The 21,156-nt window shown below is 45.6% G+C and carries 25 protein-coding genes; 14 read left to right on the forward strand and 11 right to left on the reverse strand.

Features of this window, described 5'->3' with window-relative positions:
• The first annotated feature begins 34 nt into the window (after positions 1-34).
• Complete coding sequence (locus NQ095_RS04175; protein ID WP_258262246.1) at positions 35-406, forward strand: helix-turn-helix domain-containing protein; 372 nt, start codon at positions 35-37, stop codon at positions 404-406.
• Between the two features lie 191 nt (positions 407-597).
• Here the strand turns inward: NQ095_RS04175 and NQ095_RS04180 are convergent, their stop codons facing one another.
• Positions 598-1,767: an aminotransferase gene (locus NQ095_RS04180; protein WP_258262247.1), complete on the reverse strand. Its 1,170-nt coding sequence runs from the start codon at positions 1,765-1,767 to the stop codon at positions 598-600.
• Positions 1,764-2,264, reverse strand: a complete 501-nt coding sequence (locus tag NQ095_RS04185) for an Lrp/AsnC family transcriptional regulator (RefSeq protein WP_258262248.1) — start codon at positions 2,262-2,264, stop codon at positions 1,764-1,766. Before NQ095_RS04185 ends, NQ095_RS04180 begins: the two co-directional genes overlap by 4 nt.
• A gap of 179 nt (positions 2,265-2,443) precedes the next feature.
• Between NQ095_RS04185 and NQ095_RS04190 the strand changes: the two genes are divergently transcribed.
• Together NQ095_RS04190 and NQ095_RS04195 are read left to right on the forward strand one after the other, a co-directional pair.
• Positions 2,444-3,352: an alpha/beta fold hydrolase gene (locus NQ095_RS04190; RefSeq protein ID WP_258262249.1), complete on the forward strand. Its 909-nt coding sequence runs from the start codon at positions 2,444-2,446 to the stop codon at positions 3,350-3,352.
• Positions 3,353-3,475: 123 nt separating this feature from the next.
• Positions 3,476-4,639: a MalY/PatB family protein gene (locus tag NQ095_RS04195; RefSeq protein WP_258262251.1), complete on the forward strand. Its 1,164-nt coding sequence runs from the start codon at positions 3,476-3,478 to the stop codon at positions 4,637-4,639.
• Between the two features lie 63 nt (positions 4,640-4,702).
• Here the strand turns inward: NQ095_RS04195 and NQ095_RS04200 are convergent, their stop codons facing one another.
• The 3 genes from NQ095_RS04200 to NQ095_RS04210 form a co-directional block, all read right to left on the reverse strand.
• Complete coding sequence (locus tag NQ095_RS04200) at positions 4,703-5,230, reverse strand: superoxide dismutase family protein (RefSeq protein ID WP_258262252.1); 528 nt, start codon at positions 5,228-5,230, stop codon at positions 4,703-4,705.
• 142 nt (positions 5,231-5,372) lie between these two features.
• Positions 5,373-5,573: a hypothetical protein gene (locus NQ095_RS04205; RefSeq protein WP_060673138.1), complete on the reverse strand. Its 201-nt coding sequence runs from the start codon at positions 5,571-5,573 to the stop codon at positions 5,373-5,375.
• Positions 5,574-5,761: 188 nt separating this feature from the next.
• On the reverse strand, positions 5,762-6,352 hold the full coding sequence (locus NQ095_RS04210; RefSeq protein WP_375162812.1) for a peptidylprolyl isomerase: 591 nt from the start codon (positions 6,350-6,352) through the stop codon (positions 5,762-5,764).
• Between the two features lie 242 nt (positions 6,353-6,594).
• Here NQ095_RS04210 and kapB point away from each other — a divergent pair, with 242 nt between their 5' ends.
• Positions 6,595-6,993, forward strand: a complete 399-nt coding sequence (gene kapB / locus NQ095_RS04215) for a kinase-associated lipoprotein KapB (RefSeq protein ID WP_258262254.1) — start codon at positions 6,595-6,597, stop codon at positions 6,991-6,993.
• Positions 6,994-7,040: 47 nt separating this feature from the next.
• On the opposite strand, the gene kapD is transcribed toward kapB, so the two are convergent.
• The gene (gene kapD / locus NQ095_RS04220; protein ID WP_258262255.1) at positions 7,041-7,661 is read right to left on the reverse strand and encodes a 3'-5' exonuclease KapD; all 621 of its coding nucleotides are present in this window, start codon (positions 7,659-7,661) and stop codon (positions 7,041-7,043) included.
• A gap of 300 nt (positions 7,662-7,961) precedes the next feature.
• Here kapD and NQ095_RS04225 point away from each other — a divergent pair, with 300 nt between their 5' ends.
• Together NQ095_RS04225 and NQ095_RS04230 are read left to right on the forward strand one after the other, a co-directional pair.
• The gene (locus NQ095_RS04225; protein WP_258262478.1) at positions 7,962-9,173 is read left to right on the forward strand and encodes an MFS transporter; all 1,212 of its coding nucleotides are present in this window, start codon (positions 7,962-7,964) and stop codon (positions 9,171-9,173) included.
• A gap of 16 nt (positions 9,174-9,189) precedes the next feature.
• The gene (locus NQ095_RS04230) at positions 9,190-11,037 is read left to right on the forward strand and encodes a transglycosylase domain-containing protein (protein WP_258262256.1); all 1,848 of its coding nucleotides are present in this window, start codon (positions 9,190-9,192) and stop codon (positions 11,035-11,037) included.
• A 51-nt stretch (positions 11,038-11,088) separates the two neighbouring features.
• On the opposite strand, the gene NQ095_RS04235 is transcribed toward NQ095_RS04230, so the two are convergent.
• Entirely contained in the window at positions 11,089-11,664 is a 576-nt protein-coding gene (locus NQ095_RS04235) for a DUF5366 family protein (protein WP_034763820.1), read from the reverse strand.
• Between the two features lie 162 nt (positions 11,665-11,826).
• Positions 11,827-12,084, reverse strand: a complete 258-nt coding sequence (locus NQ095_RS04240; protein WP_258262257.1) for a hypothetical protein — start codon at positions 12,082-12,084, stop codon at positions 11,827-11,829.
• Positions 12,085-12,386: 302 nt separating this feature from the next.
• Here NQ095_RS04240 and NQ095_RS04245 point away from each other — a divergent pair, with 302 nt between their 5' ends.
• From NQ095_RS04245 to mnhG, 7 genes are read left to right on the forward strand one after another with little or no spacing between them, the layout of a single operon-like run.
• On the forward strand, positions 12,387-14,792 hold the full coding sequence (locus NQ095_RS04245; RefSeq protein WP_258262258.1) for a Na+/H+ antiporter subunit A: 2,406 nt from the start codon (positions 12,387-12,389) through the stop codon (positions 14,790-14,792).
• Positions 14,793-14,800: 8 nt separating this feature from the next.
• Entirely contained in the window at positions 14,801-15,223 is a 423-nt protein-coding gene (locus NQ095_RS04250) for a Na(+)/H(+) antiporter subunit B (RefSeq protein ID WP_258262479.1), read from the forward strand.
• Positions 15,223-15,564, forward strand: a complete 342-nt coding sequence (locus tag NQ095_RS04255) for a Na(+)/H(+) antiporter subunit C (protein WP_258262259.1) — start codon at positions 15,223-15,225, stop codon at positions 15,562-15,564. Before NQ095_RS04250 ends, NQ095_RS04255 begins: the two co-directional genes overlap by 1 nt.
• Positions 15,557-17,038 (forward strand): Na+/H+ antiporter subunit D, encoded by a 1,482-nt coding sequence (locus NQ095_RS04260; protein ID WP_258262260.1) that lies wholly within the window; start codon positions 15,557-15,559, stop codon positions 17,036-17,038. Before NQ095_RS04255 ends, NQ095_RS04260 begins: the two co-directional genes overlap by 8 nt.
• 6 nt (positions 17,039-17,044) lie before the next feature.
• The gene (locus tag NQ095_RS04265) at positions 17,045-17,521 is read left to right on the forward strand and encodes a Na+/H+ antiporter subunit E (protein ID WP_060673087.1); all 477 of its coding nucleotides are present in this window, start codon (positions 17,045-17,047) and stop codon (positions 17,519-17,521) included.
• Positions 17,521-17,805 carry a Na(+)/H(+) antiporter subunit F1 gene (locus NQ095_RS04270; RefSeq protein WP_034763802.1) on the forward strand — a complete coding sequence of 95 codons (285 nt, stop codon included), beginning with the start codon at positions 17,521-17,523 and terminating at the stop codon, positions 17,803-17,805. Before NQ095_RS04265 ends, NQ095_RS04270 begins: the two co-directional genes overlap by 1 nt.
• On the forward strand, positions 17,789-18,151 hold the full coding sequence (gene mnhG / locus NQ095_RS04275; RefSeq protein WP_258262261.1) for a monovalent cation/H(+) antiporter subunit G: 363 nt from the start codon (positions 17,789-17,791) through the stop codon (positions 18,149-18,151). Before NQ095_RS04270 ends, mnhG begins: the two co-directional genes overlap by 17 nt.
• A gap of 55 nt (positions 18,152-18,206) precedes the next feature.
• On the opposite strand, the gene NQ095_RS04280 is transcribed toward mnhG, so the two are convergent.
• Both NQ095_RS04280 and NQ095_RS04285 read right to left on the reverse strand, forming a co-directional pair.
• The gene (locus tag NQ095_RS04280; protein WP_258262262.1) at positions 18,207-18,575 is read right to left on the reverse strand and encodes a DUF2188 domain-containing protein; all 369 of its coding nucleotides are present in this window, start codon (positions 18,573-18,575) and stop codon (positions 18,207-18,209) included.
• Positions 18,576-18,650: 75 nt separating this feature from the next.
• Entirely contained in the window at positions 18,651-19,034 is a 384-nt protein-coding gene (locus NQ095_RS04285; protein WP_309137613.1) for a PaaI family thioesterase, read from the reverse strand.
• 165 nt (positions 19,035-19,199) lie between these two features.
• Here NQ095_RS04285 and NQ095_RS04290 point away from each other — a divergent pair, with 165 nt between their 5' ends.
• A complete protein-coding gene (locus NQ095_RS04290) occupies positions 19,200-19,586 on the forward strand; it encodes a YuzC family spore coat inner layer protein (RefSeq protein ID WP_258262263.1) in 387 nt (128 codons plus the stop codon).
• 56 nt (positions 19,587-19,642) lie between these two features.
• Here the strand turns inward: NQ095_RS04290 and NQ095_RS04295 are convergent, their stop codons facing one another.
• Positions 19,643-20,959: a Na+/H+ antiporter family protein gene (locus tag NQ095_RS04295; RefSeq protein WP_258262264.1), complete on the reverse strand. Its 1,317-nt coding sequence runs from the start codon at positions 20,957-20,959 to the stop codon at positions 19,643-19,645.
• Between the last annotated feature and the right edge of the window lie 197 nt (positions 20,960-21,156).

The following is a 21,156-nucleotide window of genomic DNA, read 5'->3' on the forward strand; positions in this document are numbered from 1 at the left end:
TACGGAAGTCATTTTTTAGAGGAGGGAATGGGTTATGTCTCATTTTGGTGAAAATTTGAAAAGAGTAAGGGAAGAGCGTAAATTGTCTCAACAGGAGCTGGCTCTACGGGCAAGATTGGGAACGAAAACGATTGAGAAATATGAATCTGATCTGCAGATACCCGACACCCAGACCATTCTTAAGCTTTCCACTGTTCTTGATATCCCTGCTTCCGAACTTATGGAACGGGAAATGAAGGAGCATCCTCCTGCCGGCATCGATGCCGAAATGGAGAAGCTGATCAAGGAATTGGGTCCCAAACGGACGAAGCTCATCCTCCGCAAAGCCAAGGAATTCACCGAGGAAGATTTCTTACGGGTGATGCAAATGCTGTACGAACTGAAATATGAAAAAAACCAATCTTAAAAACTTTTTTAAAAAATGATGTATAGAGAAAAACAAAAGGGGTCATACTGAAAATAAGCTTTCTAAGTATTCCCCCTTTTGTTTTCATTTGTTGGACGATCATTGTATCGTCCTATTTTTTTTGCCCAATTTCATGGGTGCCCTAGAACTAATCGGGATTGCCCGGCACCATTCATTGGGTACTCATTTCCTTAACTGTGATTCTCCACAAACCGTTTCATCCGTTTCACAGCTTCCTGCAACTGTTCCATACTTGATGCATAAGAACAACGGATGAACCCTTCTCCACCTTTACCGAATACATTACCTGGCACGACCGCCACTTTTTCTTCCATCAGGAGTTTTTCAGCAAATTCCCCGGAAGACATCCCCGTCTTTTGAATGGAAGGAAAGGCGTAGAAGGCTCCTCCCGGGGTGTGACAGGTTAATCCTAATTCGTTCAGGGAGTCGACGAAATAGTGACGTCTGTGACGGTAGCTTTTCTTCATTTCCATCACATCGTCCATCCCTTTATCCAGTGCCTCGACTGCTGCATATTGAGCAGGTGTCGACGCACACATCATGGCGTACTGATGGATTTTCAATAAGGATGAGGCAATCTCTTCAGGGGCGCATATATAGCCGAGCCTCCAACCCGTCATGGCGAACCCTTTCGAGAAGCCGTTGATGACGATGGTCCTTTTTCTCATATCTTCTAACGAAGCGATTGATACATGGTGATGGTCATAGGCAAGCTCCGCGTAAATTTCATCTGAAAAGACGACAAGGTCATGCTTACGGATCACTTCAGCCAGATTCTCTAAATTTCCCCTTTCAAGGACTGTCCCTGTCGGATTGTTCGGGGAACAAAGCAGCACAGCTTTTGTCTTTGGCGTGATGGCAGCTTCGAGTTCTTCAGCTGTGACCTTGAAGCCATTTTCTGGTTTCGTTTCAACCGTTACCGGCACTCCTCCCGCCAATTGGACGAGGGGAACGTACGAAACGAAGCCCGGTTCCACCACGATCACTTCATCACCCTGATCGATGATGGCCCTCATACTGATATCAAGTGCCTGTGAAGCCCCGACGGTCACGATGATTTCCGTTTTCGGGTCATAGTCAACCGAGTATCCCTCTTTCATATACCGGGCAATCTTTTCCCTCAACTCGAGAAGTCCTGCATTTGCAGTATAGGAGGTATATCCCTGTTCCAAGGATAGAATCGCCGCTTCTCTCACCGTCCAGGAGGTGACAAAATCCGGCTCCCCTACGCCTAAGGATATGACTCCTTCCATATTGGCAGCCAGATCGAAGAATTTCCTGATCCCTGAAGGCTTTAAATTCTTAACGGATTGAGCTATGTATGATGTCTTGGTTGTCATGGGGACACCACGATTCTTCTATCTTCGTCATGATCACCGAAAATCGTTCCATCATGCTTATATTTTTTCAATTGAAAATGTGTGGTCGTTGATAAGACAGAATCAAGGGTCGAGAGCTTTTCAGAGACGAATGTCGCCACTTCATGCATGGACCGCCCTTCAACCGTCACGGACAAATCGTACGCCCCGGACATCAGATAGACGCTTTTCACTTCTTTATACCGGTATATCCTGTGAGCCACTTCATCAAAGCCCACCCCTCTTTTCGGAGCGACTTTCACATCAATCATGGCTGTCACCCCTTCATGGCCATCCACTTTCGACCAGTCCACAATCGAGCTGTATCTGACAAGAATATTCGCTTTTTCAAGCTTTTCAACCGCTTCCTCAATTTCCTTTCCCGGAACTTGAAGCATTTTTCCTAAATCTTCTGTCGAAATTCTTGCATCCTTCTGTAAAATCCTTACTAAATCAAGCTCCATTTCTCTCAGTTGCATTCTGCTTCCTCCTCATCACCACTAAATGGTTTCATTATATCAGAAGTCACGTATATGAAAAGAGTCAACCTATCTTCCCCTTCAACGGGATTCAATATGTCAAAACACTCGAATCAGGGTGTTAAATATGTAATTGGGGGTAAAATATCTATACATTAAACAGAGAGGAGTGAGGAAAAATGCAAGAAAACGATTTCTCCAGAGTGGTGGAGGTGAACGGTACCAATGTTTACTTTGAATATCACGAACATCCCACTGCCTCAGAGACGTTTGTCCTTCTTCATGGGTTTCTGTCATCCACTTTCAGCTTCAGACGGCTTACACCCCTTTTGAAAGAACATTATAATGTCATTTCCATCGACCTTCCTCCCTTCGGAAACAGCGGGAAACTCAACAGCTTCATCTATTCATACGACAACCTTGCCAATACAGTCATTGAATTACTGGGTCATCTGAAAGTCAGCAACATCCACTTGACCGGTCATTCAATGGGTGGGCAGATCGCCTTGAATGTGATGAAAAAAGCCCCTGACCTGGTGGAAAAAGGCGTCCTCCTGTGCAGTTCCGGTTATCTCAAACGGATGAATTGGCCCGTCACGATGCTGAGCCGCATCCCTTTCTTCCATCTTTATGTGAAACTGTGGCTTACCCGTTCAGGCGTCCGTAACAATCTTGAAAACGTCGTGCATGACTCTACAATGATTGACGATGAAATGATGTTTGGCTATTTGAGACCTTTCCTGGAGGATGATATTTTCAAAGCGTTGACCAGGATGATACGGGACCGCGAAGGTGATCTATCGGTGAATGACCTGCGAAATATTCAAACCCCCTGCCTCCTCGTATGGGGGGAGCATGACAGGGTGGTGCCTTTATCAACCGGAGAAAGGCTGAATCAGGATATTCCGGACTCGAAACTCGTGGTTCTGAAAGAGACGGGGCATCTTGTACCGGAAGAAAAACCACGGGAAGTATTGGAGAATATTCAATCATTTGTTTCCGCCGCCACAGAAGAAGTATCGGATGGGGCCAGGACAGCGCCTCTATTTCAAAAAGGACTTTCCCAGACGCTTCTAACTGAAACGTAGGGAGAAGTCCCTTTTTTCTTATGTTTGGATAAAGTGATTGGCGGTAAGACGTATCATTTTCATCTTTTTCGTTTCCATCATATGATTATATATATAAATACATTAGCAAAAGGGGCATTAATTATGAGTAGATTTGAAGAAATCATCAACCGGAAAGGATCCTCCTCCGTTAAGTGGGACCTCACGAAAACTGTGTTTGGAAGAGAGGATGTCCTTCCCATGTGGGTGGCAGATATGGATTTCCTCCCCCCTGAGGCAGTGTTGGAAGCACTCGGGAACAGGCTGGAGCACGGAATCTTCGGCTACACGTTCGTAGGGGATGAAACGGCGTCAAGCATTAAAGATTGGATTCAAAAACGCCACGGCTGGGAAATCGAGACAACCTGGCTTCAATACAGTCCCGGAGTCGTTCCCGCGATATCAACGATCATTCAGGCACTCACTGTTCCCGGAGACAAAGTACTTGTCCAATCTCCCGTCTATACTCCTTTTTTCAGTCTGGTGGAGGATAATGACAGGGAAATTGTCAATGCACGATTGCACTACCACGAAGGAAGATACTCCATCGACTTTGACGCCTTTGAAGAATCCCTTAAAACAGGTGTGAAGCTATTCCTTCTTTGCAACCCTCACAATCCGAGCGGTCGGGTGTGGACGAAGGAAGAACTGACCAGAATGGCGGAATTATGTCTCAAGTACAACGTCTTGATTGTTTCGGATGAAATCCATTCAGATCTGGTTTATAAAAATTATACACATACTCCCCTTGCCTCTCTCAATGAGACATTCCGGGATATGACGATTACATGCATTGCACCGAGCAAAACCTTTAACCTGGCAGGGTTACAGGCTTCAGCCATGATCACTCCCAATGCTGAAATCAGGGAAAAGATCGCAGGTGTCCATAAAAAGCAAGGCTTCTTTACTCTCAATACACTCGGCATCATTGGGATGGAAACGGCCTATCGCCACGGAGAACAGTGGTTAGAAGAAATCCTGGATTACCTGCAGGAAAATGTGACCGTCACGAAAAAATTCATTGAAGAGCATCTACCTGAACTGCAAGTGGTGGAAGCAGAAGGGACGTATTTACTCTGGATCGATTGCACGAAGTTGAACCTATCCGATGATGAACTGAAGAGTCGACTATTGGATAAAGGGAAACTGGCATTGGAACCGGGTCTGAAATATGGTCCTGGCGGGGAAGGCTTTGTCCGGATGAACATTGCATGTCCAAGAGACACGCTGATGGACGGGCTGGAAAGATTGAGGTCCGCATTGGGATGAGTTGAATTAAAAATGTACCAGGTACGAATCGTCCGGATTCTACCTGGTACATTTTTTTATCGGTCATTTCTTATCGCTTTTGATCTCGCCACAGGCAATGCGTTTACCGGAATCACCCGAGGGTTGTGTCATCCCGTCGTCTTTGTTTTCATCAATGATGAGTGATGTCCCTTCTTTCGTAAAGAGGGATGTCTTCCCCTTTGATAACGTAACCATCGGTGCCATGAGTTTCACCTTCACAGTGCCGTCATCCCCCACGATGAGGTTGGGCAGATCTCCGCCATGGGCCCCTTCAGGATGAAGCAGTCCGTGCTTCGTGTCGTCAGGATTGAAGTGATTACCTGACGATACGAAGTCCGGCCGCTTGCATACTCCTTTTTCATGTATATGGATTCCGTGCTCCCCCGGAGGAAGTCCTTCGAGATCCAATGCGACTTCGACTCCGTCAGATTTCTCCTGAAGGGTCGCATTACCCAGTGAATCACCGTTCTCATTTTTCATTTCCAATTCTAGCTTTTGGGGATTTTCGATGGCACATCCGCTTGCAAGGAGTGTGATCATGACCATATATAGTAGGGAAAAAATTTTCATATCTCTCTTCCTCCATCTCTTCATACTCTTTCACCATTGTTGACTCCCATGGTGAAAATTATTCCTTTTTCCATGAAGAGCAGCTGTATGAAGGACATCCATAGGACGAAAAAAACACGCTCAGGAGGCGTGTTTCGATTTTCTATTCTGTTCTCCTCTGAACCCTTGCTTCTTCTTCCATTTTCTTTGTTTTCAATTCTTCGCGTTTTGAAGCTTTTTGGATGATCCGGAATGTGAGCAGGGCAGCGATCATGAAGATGGCCATTGTGATGCCGGCCGGGATATATTCTGTCTTATCTTCTGGGAAATAGAGAAATAAATTTAATACAAATGAAGAAAGCATAGTAAGCTCCTTTCGAAAACAAACTCTTTGTCCATTATAACAACTCTGTAAAGGACAAACCAACTTCAAATCTTCACGTTTTTTTACGGATTTTTGAACTTCCCCCGACAATTTCCGAGGAAATACCTTTTTTTTCTCTTTAAAAAAACTGCGAACTCCATTAATGGGGTTCGCAGCTCTTTAAGCATTTATTTTACAACCTTGATGTTTTCAATGATGACGTCTTCTTTTGGAAGGTCGTTCTCCCCAACTTCTACGTTAGCGATCTTATCCACAATGTCCATACCGTCAACCACCTGTCCAAACACAGTGTGTTTCTGATCAAGCCATGGCGTTCCACCATTCTCCATGTAGGCATCGACGATCTGTTCCGGGAAACCGGCAGATTTCATCTGGTCTTCCAACTGAGGATCGATGTCACTTTTTTGTACGATGAAGAATTGGCTGCCATTTGTATCAGGACCGGCATTCGCCATCGATAAAGCACCACGGAGATTGAATAATTCAGGTGAAAATTCATCTTCAAATGATTCTCCGTAGATGCTTTCCCCACCCGTTCCGTTTCCATTCGGGTCACCGCCCTGGATCATGAAATCTTTAATGACCCGGTGGAATTTCAATCCATCATAATAGCCCTCTTTACTGTGTTTGATGAAGTTCTCCACGGTTTTAGGAGCCTGCTCGGGGAATAACTTGATCTTGATTGTTCCCATGGATGTTTTCATTTCAACTAATTTTTCGTTTTTAGCAACTTCTGTTGTCAGCTGAGGATAGGTCATATCTTCATCTCCTTTGGTTTCTTCTGCTGTTTTCTGCTTCTCGGATGCTTTTGGCTTTTCTTCAGTGGTATCTCCCTTTTCTGTTTGTCCACATGAGGCAAGAACTAAACCTAGTAAACAGAGGGTAACGATCATTAAACGCTTCATATATGTACCTCCACATGTTACCTTTATAGTAGTTATTTCTCAGTTTCATTCTGCTTACATTATAATAGAGATTGATGTATTAGAGGAGGTTTTTTATGAAAAACATTCAAATTGGTGATTATGTCACAGCTTTTTATAAAACGGGAAAATACGTCGGGGAGGTCACGGGAGAGCGCCCTGGTGCCTTTGTCGTGAAGATTCTGGCTGTCTTAAAGCATCCAAGGCAAGGGGACCTGCATAACCCTCAATCTGTGGATGTACCATTGTTCCATGAACGGAAAGCACTTGCCCACGGCGAGCGTGCCAACATGCCTGAGAAAATGGTCAAGCCATATGACGGAGACATCCCTGAGTACAATGAAACACTTATCCATTCATACGTAACGTTGAAGCAGGAACTTGAAGAAGACGCTTCCCCCCACGCACAAAAGAGCCTTGAAACACTGCAATCCATTCAAAGGGAATACGAATTGATGTATAACCTCACATTTTAATAAAGACGGGGGACGGACCTTCAAATGAAGGTCCGTCCCCCGTCTTTTCATGCAAGCTGGTTATAGAATTTGGAGAGGTCGATTCTGTCGCCGATGGTGGTGGGCTCGGCTTTATCGAGGTATTTTTTGTCTTTTTCGACCAGGTTGTAGATGTGCTGGGTGGTGAGGGCATCATCCAACGCTTTATGGTGCTTTCCGACACCTTCCCTTCCATATTCCTGCACGGCTTTCCATAGCCCCGTCTGGTTCTGATCACCGAAGAAGCGCTTATATTCCATGGATAAATCGACGAATTGAGCTTGGAAAGGAAATGGAACGCCGGACTGAACACAGTTATCGCGCAGTACTTTCATATCCATATTTCCCCACGTTACTACCTTCGCGACCCCCAGGTCATTCAGCCCTTTAAAATAATCAATCAGACATTGGAACGAAATCCCTGAATCCACTTCATTCTGGGTGATGGATAAAAATCGTTTGCAGCGGTTGGTCAGTTTGGGGAATGCAGTCGGTTTTACATAAGAGGAAAACGTATCTGACACTTTCCCATACTCCACCACCACTACCCCGGCCTCGATGATTTCAGGGAAGAAACCTTTGGGGACCCTATGTCGTTCCGGCATAGAAAACTCAAAATCTATAAACACAAGCTGTTCCGCTTTCGCCACGTAAACTCCCTCCTCAAATGTAGATAAGACCCCAATTCATCTATAATAAAAGAATTTTTTCAGGATAATCCTATTTTCCATGCTTCATCCGAAAGGAGAACTGCATGATTAAAATAAGTAGACATGCTCATCATTTCTCCATACTTCTTATTCTTACATTATATCATGCTGAGCCCGGAAATTATGACTAATTCCCGGCTTTCCATGCGAATAAATGTTATTCAGTGGACTATGGACCAAATCTTTAATAAAATGAATATTTAGGTATACGAAATAAAAAACATATAGAAGGTGTTAATCATTTCACAAAAAAGAAAGAATCTAACCATCATGCTCGTGGCCAATTTTCTGGTAGCTGCCAGCGCAACAATGGTGCTGCCTTTTTTATCCCTTTACATCGAAACCTTTGGAACATATAGTCACGAATATGTGCAGCGCTGGTCAGGTTTTGTCTTTGGAGTTACATTCTTAACGGCGTTCTTCATATCTCCCTTATGGGGTCGGATCGGGGATCGTTTTGGATATAAACCGATTCTCCTCATCACCGGATACGGGATTGCAACGTCCATCTTCTTAATGGGGTTTATGCATTCCGTCGGGGGACTGTTCATTCTGCGGGGGATCATGGGTGCGGTGACGGGGTTCATCCCTACATCGATGGCACTCATTTCCTCCCAGACCCCTAAGGAAGAAGCGGGACGAACACTTGGCACCCTTCAGATGGGGACCGTATCTGGCGGTTTATTCGGACCGGTGATTGGAGGACTGTTGGCAGACAATGTGGGATTTTCATACACTTTCATCTTCACTTCGATTGCCATTGCCACTGCTGCGACTGTCGTCCTTCTCGGGATCGACGAACAAAGAAGCAGGGAACAACGGGATCAGCGAAACAAGTACTCGAGTAAAGAAGTCCTCCAGCATATCTTCAGTCATAAACTACTCGTGACGGTCCTGATCCTTTCCTGCCTGATTCAAGTGGCGAACTTCAGCATACAGCCGCTTCTCGCCTTGTATGTCGATGAACTCACCTCTTCTAGTAATCTGGCATTTTTAGCAGGAATCGCCTTTTCTGCCACGGGATTCGGAAATTTGATTGCAACTAGACGATGGGGACAGCTCGGGGACGATATCGGGTACGAAAAAGTTTTATCCATCCTTCTCGTTCTCGCTTCTATCTTCATTGTTCCACAAGCCCTGGCTGTCGAGCTATGGCAGCTTGTCCTTTTCCGGTTCCTGTTCGGGATCGCGATCGGCGGCATGATTCCCTGTGTGACGGCGTATATCCGTCAGGAAGCGCCCTTGAGTATGCAGGGGGAAGTCCTTGGATATAATCAGAGTTTCCGGTTTCTTGGAAATGTTATCGGCCCGGCTTTTGGTGGCATCGTGTCCGGATATATTGGCATTTCTTCCGTTTTTTATGTAACAGGTGCTTTATTCTTGGGGGCATTTGGATTATTATGGTGGAGTATACATCATTCTGAAACCCCAAGCCATGTGAAAGATTACTAGAAAAGTAGAGTGACATATGAGAGTTTTTGCAGGTTATGTAACGGTGATTGGTTTTATGCTCATCTTTTTCACCACCTTATTTTTTGCGACAGGTGAATGGAACAAGGTACAAAGCTTTCAACAGGAATTGGAGCATGCAGTGAGTACCGATTCCATCGACCTGGATCGTACAAGCTTATTAATTGACGGGGACGGTAAGGTCTTTTCTGAAGTGAACCGGCCTTACCGTCTGTATGTCCCGGACGAGAAGATCCCGCCATTCCTAAAGGATATACTGGTCTCATCTGAAGATCAGCATTTTTACGAGCACGTCGGTTTCGATGCTGGCGCAATCCTTCGGGCGGTCGTGAAAAATCTGGTCTTCACCCATATCCAGCAGGGTGGGAGCACCATTACCCAGCAGCTGGCCCGGAACTTATATCTTGGACAGGAGAAAACCTATAATCGCAAACTGACTGAGTTGTTTTATGCCCATGAAATTGAACAATCCTTATCAAAGGATGAAATACTGGAGTTATATATGAACGTCATTTACTTCAGTAATGGAGTATACGGGATTGAAACAGCCTCCCAATACTATTTTCAAAAAAGCGTCACCGACCTTAACCAGGCGGAGATGGCGTTCATCGCCTCGATCCCGAATAATCCGGGGAAATATGATCCCGTTGACCATTTCGATCAAACGAAGATTCGTCAGGAGCGACTCCTGGATATTCTTGTAAGCGCGTCAAAATTATCGAAGGATGAAGCGGAGAAATTAAAGAAGATGCCGATCACTCTGAATGTCCGCAAGAAGACCGACCTCTACCCCGATTATGCCTTTTATGTAGAAAACGAGCTAAAGGAACTGATCGCTCTAAACGAAGGCTATAAGCTGGAACTGGAAAGCGCCGCGTCTAAAGAGGATAAGAATAAAATCGCCAAGAAGCTCGAGAACCGCTTCCAGGACGTGATTTCGTCCGGTGTCCGGATTCAAACGGCATTGCAGCCCGCTCTTCAACAAAAAAGCGTTCGGGCTTTGAATGGTCAGCTGAATGAAGAATTACAGGGAGCATCTGTCACCATCGACAACAAATCAAGAATGATTGTTGCCTTGGCAGGGGGCAGGGATTACAAGAAGTATAATTTCAATCATGCATTTCAAGCCTTCAGACAGCCCGGTTCGGTTATTAAACCGCTGCTCGTATACGGTCCCTATATCGAGAAATTCAAGGCCGGCATCAATGACAAAGTCAATGCCAATCAATACTGTGTCGGCGACTATTGCCCGGTCAACTATGGGGGGACCCAGCCGGGTACGGTGACATTGAAACAGTCCATGGCACAATCCTATAACGGATCGGCGCTTCGTCTCATGGAAAAAGTCGGCATCGAAAAAGCCTTCCAATCCATCTCCCCTTTTTCCTTTGAGAGGGTGATAAAAGAAGATAAAACCTTCGCCTCTTCCATTGGCGGATTCACTTATGGGATGAGTCCCCTGGAATTGACGGATGCCTACACCTCTTTTATTGACGGTCGTTATCAGGAGAGTCATGCCATCATTTCAGTCAGTGACAATAAAGGAAACATTCTTTATCAATGGAAAAAAAATCCGAAGAAAGTCTGGTCAGCAGACACCACTGCTAAAATAAGAAAAATGCTCAATGAAGGGGCGACTTCCGGTACCGGAAGAGCCGCGTACGTATCAAAACCCTTTGTAGGAATCAAAACCGGCACGACCAATAACTATCATGATTACTGGGTGATGGGTTTGACCGATACCCTTACGACAGGCGTTTGGGTCGGCCATGATATCCCCCGTGATATGAGTGAGATCGAACGCCAGCGTCCAAGCCATAAAGTGTGGCAGGAAATCATGGAATGACTTCATATCAAAAAAGCGTCTACAGCATGTGCTGCAGACGCTTTTTCCCTATTATAATTTCACCTTCGACATAATCGGCAGACTTGCCATCACTCCGTTATAAAGCTTCAAAAACACAAAGAAAATCGTCAAAAATAACGAAGACCATGAAAACACCTGCAAACTCACCACTCCGAAAATCCCCCATTTCGAGAGGGACGGACTTATTTTATACACAAAGTAGATAAAATAAGCGAGGGAACTCAGGGCAAAGATGATGAAAAGCCCTATAAAAGACTTTAGACTAACCACAGACACCAAGCCCCCGATGAAGTAAATCATCGAACCTGTACGAACAAGATTATACAACTGCCCATCCGAATCCGTGGCAAAAAACAGCATGGATACCCCATTGATGGTTTCCGCAATCAGTTTTAAAGCCGCGAAAACCATGAAGAAGGCGACCATTAACAGGATCAAAATGGCAAGCTTAAGCTGTATATCGGATAAAAACTCCCTCATGCCCGGGTAGACACCGATTTTTTTGAATACGTCCACGAAGACTCCCACTCCATAAACGGAAAACGTCAGACTAAACAATAGTATCGAAAAAAGGGGTAAATAACTTGTTAAGTATGTATTTTTCACTCAAAACTCTCCCATAACGATTCTTCATCCACTCTCATCATAATCGTTTATGGAGATCTTGAAAAGGGTATAGAATCAGAAGGAACAATGACAATATGCCTATCTACCCTTAACGCCCACAAACAAAAAAACGCCCCTTCTGTTATGGAAGAAAGGGCCGTTTCATTCAAGGGAATGAGAATGGGGTACCACTCTGATATATTCCCTGGATCCAAATGGTTGTCTCCCTCGAGTGGATTCTTGCATCATTTCCTCTTCCACTTCTTCCGTTTCACCATATTGAACCGGTTTGATATTCATACTCGTCGGGTCTTCGGTCTCAATGATTCCCCGATTGAATCGATCTTCGGTTTCCACCATCCACGCAAAGCCAAAAAAAGCAAAAAATATGGTCGTAACCGCTACTGTTTTCTTTTTCATAACTTCACCGCCTTATGGATAGGATTCTCCAATTTGACCGAAACTATTCTGGAAGTGTCGAGATTCGAGGAGAAAATCCAACAAATTTTTCTACGTGCATTTCCACGTATCTTCATATTTAATACTTCTTGAAAGTTGTGATATGAATGGGATGCTGAGTAATGCAAGCATTTATTTTTTACGTTATAATGCTTTTTAGGGTTCAGCTTCGGTCGAGTATTGAAGAATGTTGCCGAATAATGAATAAGGTTGACATGAGACCATGTTGAGAATAAACGATTATAATAAGAGGGGGGTTTTAAATGACTTTATTACATTGGGCAATTGTATCGCCTTTTTTATTTGCGGTACTCATTCCATTTCTATATAAAGCATTTCGGAATGTACATACCGGCTGGTTCGTACTATTGTTACCGGCAGCTTTATTCACGTACTTTTTTCAATTCATCTCCATTACGAGAAACGGGGATACCGTCAAGGAAACCTTGGAGTGGATGCCTTCCTTCGGGATCAACTTCACCGCTTATGTAGATGGCCTTGGATTGCTTTTTGCCATGCTCATCACGGGGATCGGTTCATTGGTTGTCCTTTACTCCATTTATTACTTAGATAAAAAGAAGGAGCAATTACATAATTTTTATGTGTACTTGATGATGTTCATGGGAGCGATGTTGGGCGTTGTCCTTTCCGACAACCTCATCGTTCTTTATATGTTCTGGGAATTCACTTCCATTTCATCATTCTTATTGATCGGTTACTGGTACCACCGTGAGCGTTCCAGATATGGAGCACAAAAATCCATGCTCATCACGGTATTTGGGGGACTCAGCATGCTTGGAGGATTCCTGCTCCTTTATCTGATGGGCGGGACTTTCAGCATCAGGGAATTAGTCGGACAGGCAGATCAGCTTATGACACAGGCGCTTTTCCTTCCTGCCTTGCTTCTGGTACTATTGGGAGCTTTCACGAAATCCGCTCAGTTCCCATTCCACATCTGGCTGCCGGATGCCATGGAAGCACCAACACCGGTCAGTGCATATCTTCACTCTGCCACCATGGTTAAAGCAGGTATTTATCTTGTCGCCCGCTTGAGCCCGGTATTCGCAGAATCAAGCGTTTGGCTGTGGCTCGTCGGCGGCGTCGGGATTTTCACTTTATTCTGGGGTTCTTTCAACGCCGTGAAACAAACGGATTTAAAAGGGATCCTCGCCTTTTCCACCGTCAGTCAACTTGGACTCATCATGTCCCTGTTGGGAGTGGGAGCGGCAGCTCTTCATTACACAGAGCTTGATGATAACATTTATATGGTGGCAACCCTTGCCGCCGTATTCCATTTGATCAACCATGCGACCTTCAAAGGAAGTTTATTCATGGTCGTCGGGATCATTGATCATGAAACAGGTACCCGGGATATCCGAAAACTTGGCGGGCTGATGAACTTCATGCCCATCACGTTCACCATTGCCATCATCGGAGCATTCTCCATGGCCGGGCTCCCTCCGTTCAACGGATTCCTTTCCAAGGAGATGTTCTTTACAGGAATGGTCAGGGTCCTTGAAATGGATATTTTCAACCTGGATACATTCGGCATGATCTTCCCGCTCCTTGCCTGGGTAGGAAGTGTGTTCACGTTTATTTACAGTATGATCCTGGTCTTCAAAACCTTTACCGGGAAGCACCAACCCGAGAAACTTGAAAAGAAACCGCATGAAGCACCTCTTGGTATGTTGATCTCACCGATCATCTTGGCTTCGCTCGTGGTCATCTTCGGTTTCTTCCCGAATATCCTGTCAGAGCGGATCATCGCGCCAGCTGTGGAGGCAATCACGCCGAGCCTTATCCAGGAGGGACATGAGGTCGAAACGCATATTTCATTCTGGCATGGATTTACACCTGAGCTATTCATGACATTTGGGGTCATTCTATTCGGTATCCTGTTGTATCTCCTCTTTCCTTCATGGAAAAAGGTGTACACATGGATCCCTGAACGCTTTACGTTGAATTCTTTCTATGATGGGGGACTGATTAAGAGCGAGCGAGGCGCACACAATTTCACAAGCGGCTATATGACAGGCTTTATCCGTACGTATCTGGTGTACATCTTCTCCTTCTTGATTGCCATATCATTGTTTTCACTGTGGTTCAAAGGAGCGTTCACCATCAATACGGAAGAGCTTGCGCCGGTCGGAGTATATGAGATTGCCATTGCGCTTCTCCTTGTCATCAGTTCGGTCACCATCCTGTTTGCGAAATCACGACTGACGTCCATCATTTCGCTCGGTGCTGCAGGATATACGGTTTCATTATTCTTTGTCTTATTCCGTGCACCGGACCTTGCCCTGACACAGCTTGTCATTGAAACCGTGTCGGTGGCCCTGTTCCTGCTTTGCTTCTATCATCTGCCTAAATTAAGCAGGCATGAAGAACGTATGCGGTTTAAACTGGGGAATGCTTTGATTTCAATCGGAGTCGGAGTGGTCGTCTCATTATTTGCCATTTCTTCCTACAGCTCGAAAATGTTTGATTCCATTTCGAAGTATTATATTGAGAATACCCATGATAAAGCCGGCGGGGAAAACATGGTCAACGTCATCCTCGTAGACTTCCGTGGGTTTGATACCATGTTTGAAATCTGCGTCTTGGCCATTGCGGCACTCGGCATATTCTCCATGATTAAATTGCGCCTTACAAGGAGGGATGAAGGATGAAAACAAAAGTGAAAACGAATGATGTCATCCTGCAGACCGTTACCAATGTGGTCGCATTCATCATCATCCTGTTCTCGTTGCGACTTTTCTTCTCGGGTCACTACACCCCGGGGGGAGGATTCATCGGGGGCTTGATGACGTCGGGGGCCATTGTGTTACTGTTACTCGCTTATGACATCAAGACCGTCGCCACCATTTTACCGGTGGATTACAAGATCATCACGGCGATCGGACTATTCTTTTCAGTGGCCACGGGTGCCGGGGCTTTATTATTCGATGTTCCGTTCCTCACCCACGCGTACGATTATTTTCACCTTCCCCTGTTAGGGAAGACATCGCTGCACACAGCCGTTCTCTTTGACACAGGCGTGTATCTGGTGGTCATCGGAGTCACCATGACCATTATTCAAACGATTGGGGTGAGCGAATAATGGAAATCATCATGGCCGTCGTCGTCGGAATTCTATTCACAAGCGCTGTGTACTTAATGTTATCCAAGAGCTTGCTCCGGATCATCATCGGGACAGCCCTATTAAGCCACGGTGCCCATTTATTGATCCTTTCCGTGAGTGGACTTAAGGGAGGGGCTGCACCTCTGCTCGGGGAACACGCTAAAGACTATGTAGATCCCCTGCCACAGGCATTGATCCTTACGGCAATCGTCATCAGCTTTGGAGTGACAGCTTTCTTCCTCGTTCTCGCTTATCGGGCATATCAGGAGCTTGGCACAGATAATATGGATCAGATGAGAGGTAACGAAGGAAATGACTAACTTATTAATACTACCGATTCTAATCCCGTTATTCACGGCGATTATCTTAATGTTTATCAGCAAATATGTGAAACTGCAACGAGGGATATCTGCTCTGTCGACATTGGCGACCGTCGCAGCATCCCTTGTCCTGATCAATACGGTTCACCAGGATGGAATCCAGACGGTGAACCTCGGAAGCTGGGAAGCTCCTTTTGGGATCACCCTCGTTTCCGACATGCTCTCTGCCTTACTTGTGACTACGACAAGTATCATAGCCCTTGTCGTGCTCATCTACTCGTTTAAGTCGATTGGAGTGGACAGGGAGCGATTCTACTATTATCCTGTCGTTCAGTTTCTATTGGTTGGAGTGAACGGGGCTTTCACGACAGGTGATATCTTCAACCTATTCGTCTTTTTCGAAGTAATGCTTATGAGTTCTTATGTCCTGCTGGTCCTTGGCGGGACGAAGGCGCAGCTGCGTGAAGGGATTAAATACATTCTGGTGAATGTCATCTCCTCTGCCCTATTCGTCATTACCGTTGCCTACTTGTATTCAGTCGTTGGAACCCTGAATATGGCGGACATTTCGAGGAAAATAGCCATAGTGGATCAGCCGGGCATCATCACGAGCATCGCTATCCTGTTCCTCTTGGTCTTTGGCCTTAAAGGTGCGATCTTTCCTCTGTACTTTTGGCTGCCCGGCTCTTATAGTGCACCGCCGACACCGGTCCTTGCACTGTTTGGGGCACTGCTTACAAAAGTCGGAGTTTATTCGATCATACGGACATACACACTATTTTTCTATCACGATACCGGTTTCACCCATGAGATCCTGAGCATGCTTGCGATCCTCACCATCGTTCTCGGCTGTATCGGTGCCATTGCCTATTGGGATGTTAAGAAGATCATCATCTATAACATCGTCATTGCTGTAGGTGTGATTCTTTTCGGGGTATCGACAATGAACCCTGAAGCACTGGAGGGAGCCATTTATTACCTGGTTCATGACATGATCATCAAGGCCGCTTTATTCCTTCTGATCGGCGTCATGATTGCCATCACAGGCACGTCCAACCTGAAGAAAATGGGCGGATTGATCAAGCACTATCCATGGCTTGGATGGACATTCCTCGTCGCTGCATTCTCCCTTGCCGGTATCCCGCCTTTAAGCGGTTTTATCGGGAAATTTTTAATCGTACGGGGGAGCTTTGCGGCAGAAGACTATGTAGGTGCAGGTGTCGTCCTCGCATCCAGTCTGTTGGTGCTCTACTCTGTCATCAAAATTTTCGTGAATGGTATTTGGGGAAGCCCCAAGGAATATAACGGAGTGTCAAAGGGAGACGCCCGTTACTTATGGATGACGTCTGCTGTACTCGTCGTGCTCGCTGTAGGCTACGGCCTTGGTGCAGAAGCGATTCGTCCACTCTTTTCACAAGCAACCGAAGTACTGGTGAATCCGAATCTTTATATAGACGCAGTGTTAAAGGAGTAATGTAGAATGGCTTTTCAAATCTTATTAAACTTTTTCCTGGCCTTTGTCTGGATGTTTCTTTCGGTATCCTTTACTTCTCAGTCATTCTTTATTGGCTTTTTACTAGGATTGCTTGTTATCTTTGCATTCAGGAGATTTTTCAACTCCCGGTTTTATTTATTGCGGGTGGCTGCGGTGATCAGTTTATTCTTCCTCTTCTTGAAGGAACTGATCATGGCAAACATCTCGGTGTTAAAAACGGTTCTGAAACCGAAGTTGGACTTCCAGCCGGGCATCTTCGCTTTACCGACAGAATTAAAGACCGATTGGGAGATTACGCTCTTGGCGAACCTGATCACACTGACACCTGGGACACTGGTCATGGATGTGTCGTACGACAACAAGATTCTTTATGTTCATGCCATCGATATGCCGGATGTTGATGAAGCCATTAATGAAATAAAGGATTCGTTTGAAAAAGCCATCATGGAGGTGAGCCGCTAATGTTACATCTGATCTTTCAAATCACGTTATTATGCGTCTCCATATCCATGCTCGGCCTCGTTTACAGAGTGGTGAAAGGTCCCACGATCCCTGACCGGGTAGTGGCACTCGATGCAATCGGGATCAACCTGATCGCCATCATTGCACTCGTTTCGATGATGCTCGATACGTACGCTTTTCTTGAAGTGATTTTGCTTCTCGGAATCCTGGCTTTCATCGGAACCGTCGCCTTTTCAAAGTTCCTGGAGAAAGGGGAGATCATCGAACGTGAGCGAGATCATTAGATTTTTCATCGGATTCTTTTTAGTCATTGGAGGATTTCTCAGCCTTGTCACGGCTTTTGGCGTATTGAGACTTCCTGATGTATACACGAGAAATCATGCTGCTTCTAAAAGTGCGACGCTCGGGGTCATGTCGATCCTGCTCGCCACATTTCTTTACTTTTATCTGGAGCATGGCCATTTCAATTCAAGACTGATCCTGGCCATCGTCTTCATCTTTGTCACAGCGCCGGTTTCCGGCCACCTCATCTCTCGCGCCGCCTATAATACCGGCGTCAAGCTTTGGGACAAAAGTGTACGGGATGATTTAAAGGATAAAGAACAATACGAGCGTCAGAACAATCAATAAGAAACACAAAAAGGCTTGACCCGAATTATTAAAGGGTCAAGCCTTTTTCTATTTCCTAGCGTTGATACAAGTGATCTTCAACACTTCCATCTTGTTTGTGCACAACCAGAGTCCCGGAATGATCCGTCACATAGTCTTTCGCTTTCGAAAGGAGTTTGTCCTTTGTACTCTCAACCAGGATGGCCCTCTTCCCGTCGGACTTCTTTAACTGCCAGCCGTCGTCATGAGGGGTGATGTGATATTCAACCTTATCCGATGTATCCCCCTCTTCAGATTGATGGGCACGGTCAGTGGCGATCGCAATCGCCCTTCCCTCTTCATATCCTTCATCCAAAAGGGCATTGGCAATCTCAATGGCTTTGTTCCGTACGTCCGCAGGCAGGTTCTTTAGTGAATCAGGGTAATCATTTCTTGTCCAACTCATTTGCATTTGCCTCCTAATGTATTGGTTAGTTATTGATTTCCCATTTCTTCACTGATTAAACATTTCAGTTTGCCGTCAGCGTTTCGGTACCACTGCCATCGTGCAGCGCGATACACAGATCAATTGATCGTCCTCATCTGTAAGCTTAATGTCCCATACCATGGTGGTCCTGCCCTGATGCATGACCGTACCCGTCGCAGTGACGATGCCTTCCCGCTTCGCTTTAATATGGTTTGCATTGATTTCAAGGCCGAAGCATATTTCTTTATCCAGGTCGATCAATTGTACCGCGCCTATACTCGCAACCGTTTCTGCAAGTGCAACCGAAGCCCCCCCATGAAGGAAGCCGAAGGGCTGTCTCGTCTGTTCATTCACCGGCATCGTCGCAATGACCTTACCCTTTCCCAGTTCTACAAATTCAATCCCTAACGCACTGATCATTGTATTCTCCGTATTCACTTGAATTCCCCCATTTAATAGTCTTCTCTACTATACTTTTCGAGAAAGTGTGTGAAAATCCTCTATTTTCCCTGCCCCGCCAGTCCTGCCTTCGATTGATGAATAATCCGTTGAACAGTTTCATACATTTCCTTAGAGCATTTTTAACGAAAGGAGTTTTATGTTATGTATCGGTACCACCCTTTTTATCCACCTGTTCAACGCCCCTACTCGCCGATCCACTCGAGGTCCCAACCTGTTCCATCCTATAATCGGACCTACCCTCCTGTCGAAACGAAAACATTCATGTCTTCGGCAGGGAAAACGTTAAGCTTACTGGGAGATGCCCAAAAGGTGCTTCAGAAAATCAACACTTCCAAAGACTTCGCCTCAAAATTCATGAACGCCGCACAGCAATCGAACCTACCTGAAGTACATAAACTACTTCAAACCATCGGTACAAGGGTACAGCCGATTGTATCGTTCAATCCGGATGGAGTCCGCCTCGTATTTGACGAAAAGCTTGGGCAGGTGGATTGCTGCCACTTAATCGTGATTGTTCGTTGGACTTGAAAGAGAATGATTCATGATGCACAAAAAAAGAAGCGAGGGAGCCCCGCTTCTTTTCTTTATAAAATGATCGCTGCGATCCAGCCGAACAGGATCAGTGGAATATTATAGTGTAAAAAGGTTGGGACACATGTATCCCAGATATGATTATGCTGGCCATCGGCGTTCAATCCCGCTGTCGGTCCAAGCGTACTGTCTGATGCCGGAGACCCTGCGTCCCCAAGTGCACCTGCTGTACCGACAATCGCAATCGTTGCGAGAGGGCTGAATCCAAGCTCCATGGCAAGTGGGACGAAGATGGCTGCAATGATTGGAATCGTGGCAAATGAAGAACCGATGCCCATCGTCACCAGCAGCCCGACGACGAGCATGATAAGGGCCGCCAAAGCCTGGTTGCCGCCGATGACATCAGCCGTCGCCTTTACCAATGTTTCTACATCACCCGTTTCCGATACCACTGCTGCAAATCCGGATGCCGTGATCATGACAAAGCCGATAAAGGCCATCATTTTCATTCCTTCATTCAGTAACCCGTCTGCTTCTTTCCATTTAACCGATCCAGAAAGATATAAGACGGCAATACCTGCCAGCGCCCCGAAGATCATCGATTCCAGCTGAAGCTGAACGTATAAGGCCACTACGATTGATATGAGAGCGAAAACCATCGCCCTTTTATTGTAAACGACCTTTTCATCAGCAATGACTTCTTTAGCTTCACTGTAGTCCCTAGGCTTGCGATAACTCACAAACACAGCAATCAGTAATCCGATCACCATTCCACCTATCGGGAGAAGCATGGCTTTCGGAATATCGCTCATGTTGATTTCCATTCCACTCGATGCCATGTTCTGAGCGATGATTTCATGGAACTGTAGTCCGAATCCTACTGGCAAAAGGATATACGGAGCCGTGAGTCCAAACGTGAGCACCGATGCGATCAAACGCCTATCGATCCGCAACTCCGTCATCACCTTCAATAAGGGAGGGATCAGAATCGGAATAAAAGCGATGTGAATCGGAATCACATTTTGAGAAAAACAAGCCATGATTAAAATAGAAATAACAATAAGTGCTTTCGAAAGGGCTGTCTTTCTTGAATCCCCTTTTTTCCCGACGACCTTCAATACCCAGTCAACGAGTAGATTCGGAATTCCCGTATAGGAAATCGCAACTGCAAATCCACCCAGCAGGGCGTAACTTAACGCGATGCTCGCCCCACCGCTAATTCCCTCTGTAAATATGGATATCGTCTCGTCCAATCCCAGTCCGCCCGTCAATCCCCCGACTAACGCACCAGTAATCAGAGCGAATACAACGTTCACACGCGCAAGGCTCAATACGAGCATGACTAGTACCGCTATCACAACTGCGTTCATAACTGCTTCCTCCTTTTGATCCTTCATTTATCATTTCATTGCTTTAGTTCGCTAAATTGGTAGAGTAATAAAATCACGATTTCAACTTTAACAAGATAAAGAGAGTTTGTCAATACTTTAGAAGGGTGAAAGATGGAGTGGGAATTTTTTCATAGGTTTCGATGTGGTGGTTGCGGGGGGAGGATGATGCGATGGGT

This window comes from Rossellomorea sp. SC111, from assembly GCF_024733565.1.
Taxonomy (GTDB): Bacteria; Bacillota; Bacilli; order Bacillales; family Bacillaceae_B; genus Rossellomorea.

Bases quoted from the DNA above. Each gene is read 5' to 3' on its own strand.
- NQ095_RS04185 (WP_258262248.1), bottom strand. From the start codon at position 2,264: ATGCAACTGAGAGAAATGGAGCTTGATTTAGTAAGGATTTTACAGAAG.
- NQ095_RS04255 (WP_258262259.1), top strand. From the start codon at position 15,223: ATGGAAATCATCATGGCCGTCGTCGTCGGAATTCTATTCACAAGCGCT.
- kapB (WP_258262254.1), top strand. From the start codon at position 6,595: ATGAAAAACATTCAAATTGGTGATTATGTCACAGCTTTTTATAAAACG.
- NQ095_RS04180 (WP_258262247.1), bottom strand. From the start codon at position 1,767: ATGACAACCAAGACATCATACATAGCTCAATCCGTTAAGAATTTAAAG.
- NQ095_RS04210 (WP_375162812.1), bottom strand. From the start codon at position 6,352: ATGACCTATCCTCAGCTGACAACAGAAGTTGCTAAAAACGAAAAATTA.
- NQ095_RS04190 (WP_258262249.1), top strand. From the start codon at position 2,444: ATGCAAGAAAACGATTTCTCCAGAGTGGTGGAGGTGAACGGTACCAAT.
- NQ095_RS04205 (WP_060673138.1), bottom strand. From the start codon at position 5,573: ATGCTTTCTTCATTTGTATTAAATTTATTTCTCTATTTCCCAGAAGAT.
- NQ095_RS04245 (WP_258262258.1), top strand. From the start codon at position 12,387: ATGACTTTATTACATTGGGCAATTGTATCGCCTTTTTTATTTGCGGTA.
- NQ095_RS04270 (WP_034763802.1), top strand. From the start codon at position 17,521: ATGTTACATCTGATCTTTCAAATCACGTTATTATGCGTCTCCATATCC.
- NQ095_RS04290 (WP_258262263.1), top strand. From the start codon at position 19,200: ATGTATCGGTACCACCCTTTTTATCCACCTGTTCAACGCCCCTACTCG.
- NQ095_RS04195 (WP_258262251.1), top strand. From the start codon at position 3,476: ATGAGTAGATTTGAAGAAATCATCAACCGGAAAGGATCCTCCTCCGTT.
- NQ095_RS04230 (WP_258262256.1), top strand. From the start codon at position 9,190: ATGAGAGTTTTTGCAGGTTATGTAACGGTGATTGGTTTTATGCTCATC.
- NQ095_RS04280 (WP_258262262.1), bottom strand. From the start codon at position 18,575: ATGAGTTGGACAAGAAATGATTACCCTGATTCACTAAAGAACCTGCCT.
- NQ095_RS04265 (WP_060673087.1), top strand. From the start codon at position 17,045: ATGGCTTTTCAAATCTTATTAAACTTTTTCCTGGCCTTTGTCTGGATG.
- NQ095_RS04175 (WP_258262246.1), top strand. From the start codon at position 35: ATGTCTCATTTTGGTGAAAATTTGAAAAGAGTAAGGGAAGAGCGTAAA.
- NQ095_RS04295 (WP_258262264.1), bottom strand. From the start codon at position 20,959: ATGAACGCAGTTGTGATAGCGGTACTAGTCATGCTCGTATTGAGCCTT.
- NQ095_RS04200 (WP_258262252.1), bottom strand. From the start codon at position 5,230: ATGAAAATTTTTTCCCTACTATATATGGTCATGATCACACTCCTTGCA.
- NQ095_RS04240 (WP_258262257.1), bottom strand. From the start codon at position 12,084: ATGAAAAAGAAAACAGTAGCGGTTACGACCATATTTTTTGCTTTTTTT.
- NQ095_RS04260 (WP_258262260.1), top strand. From the start codon at position 15,557: ATGACTAACTTATTAATACTACCGATTCTAATCCCGTTATTCACGGCG.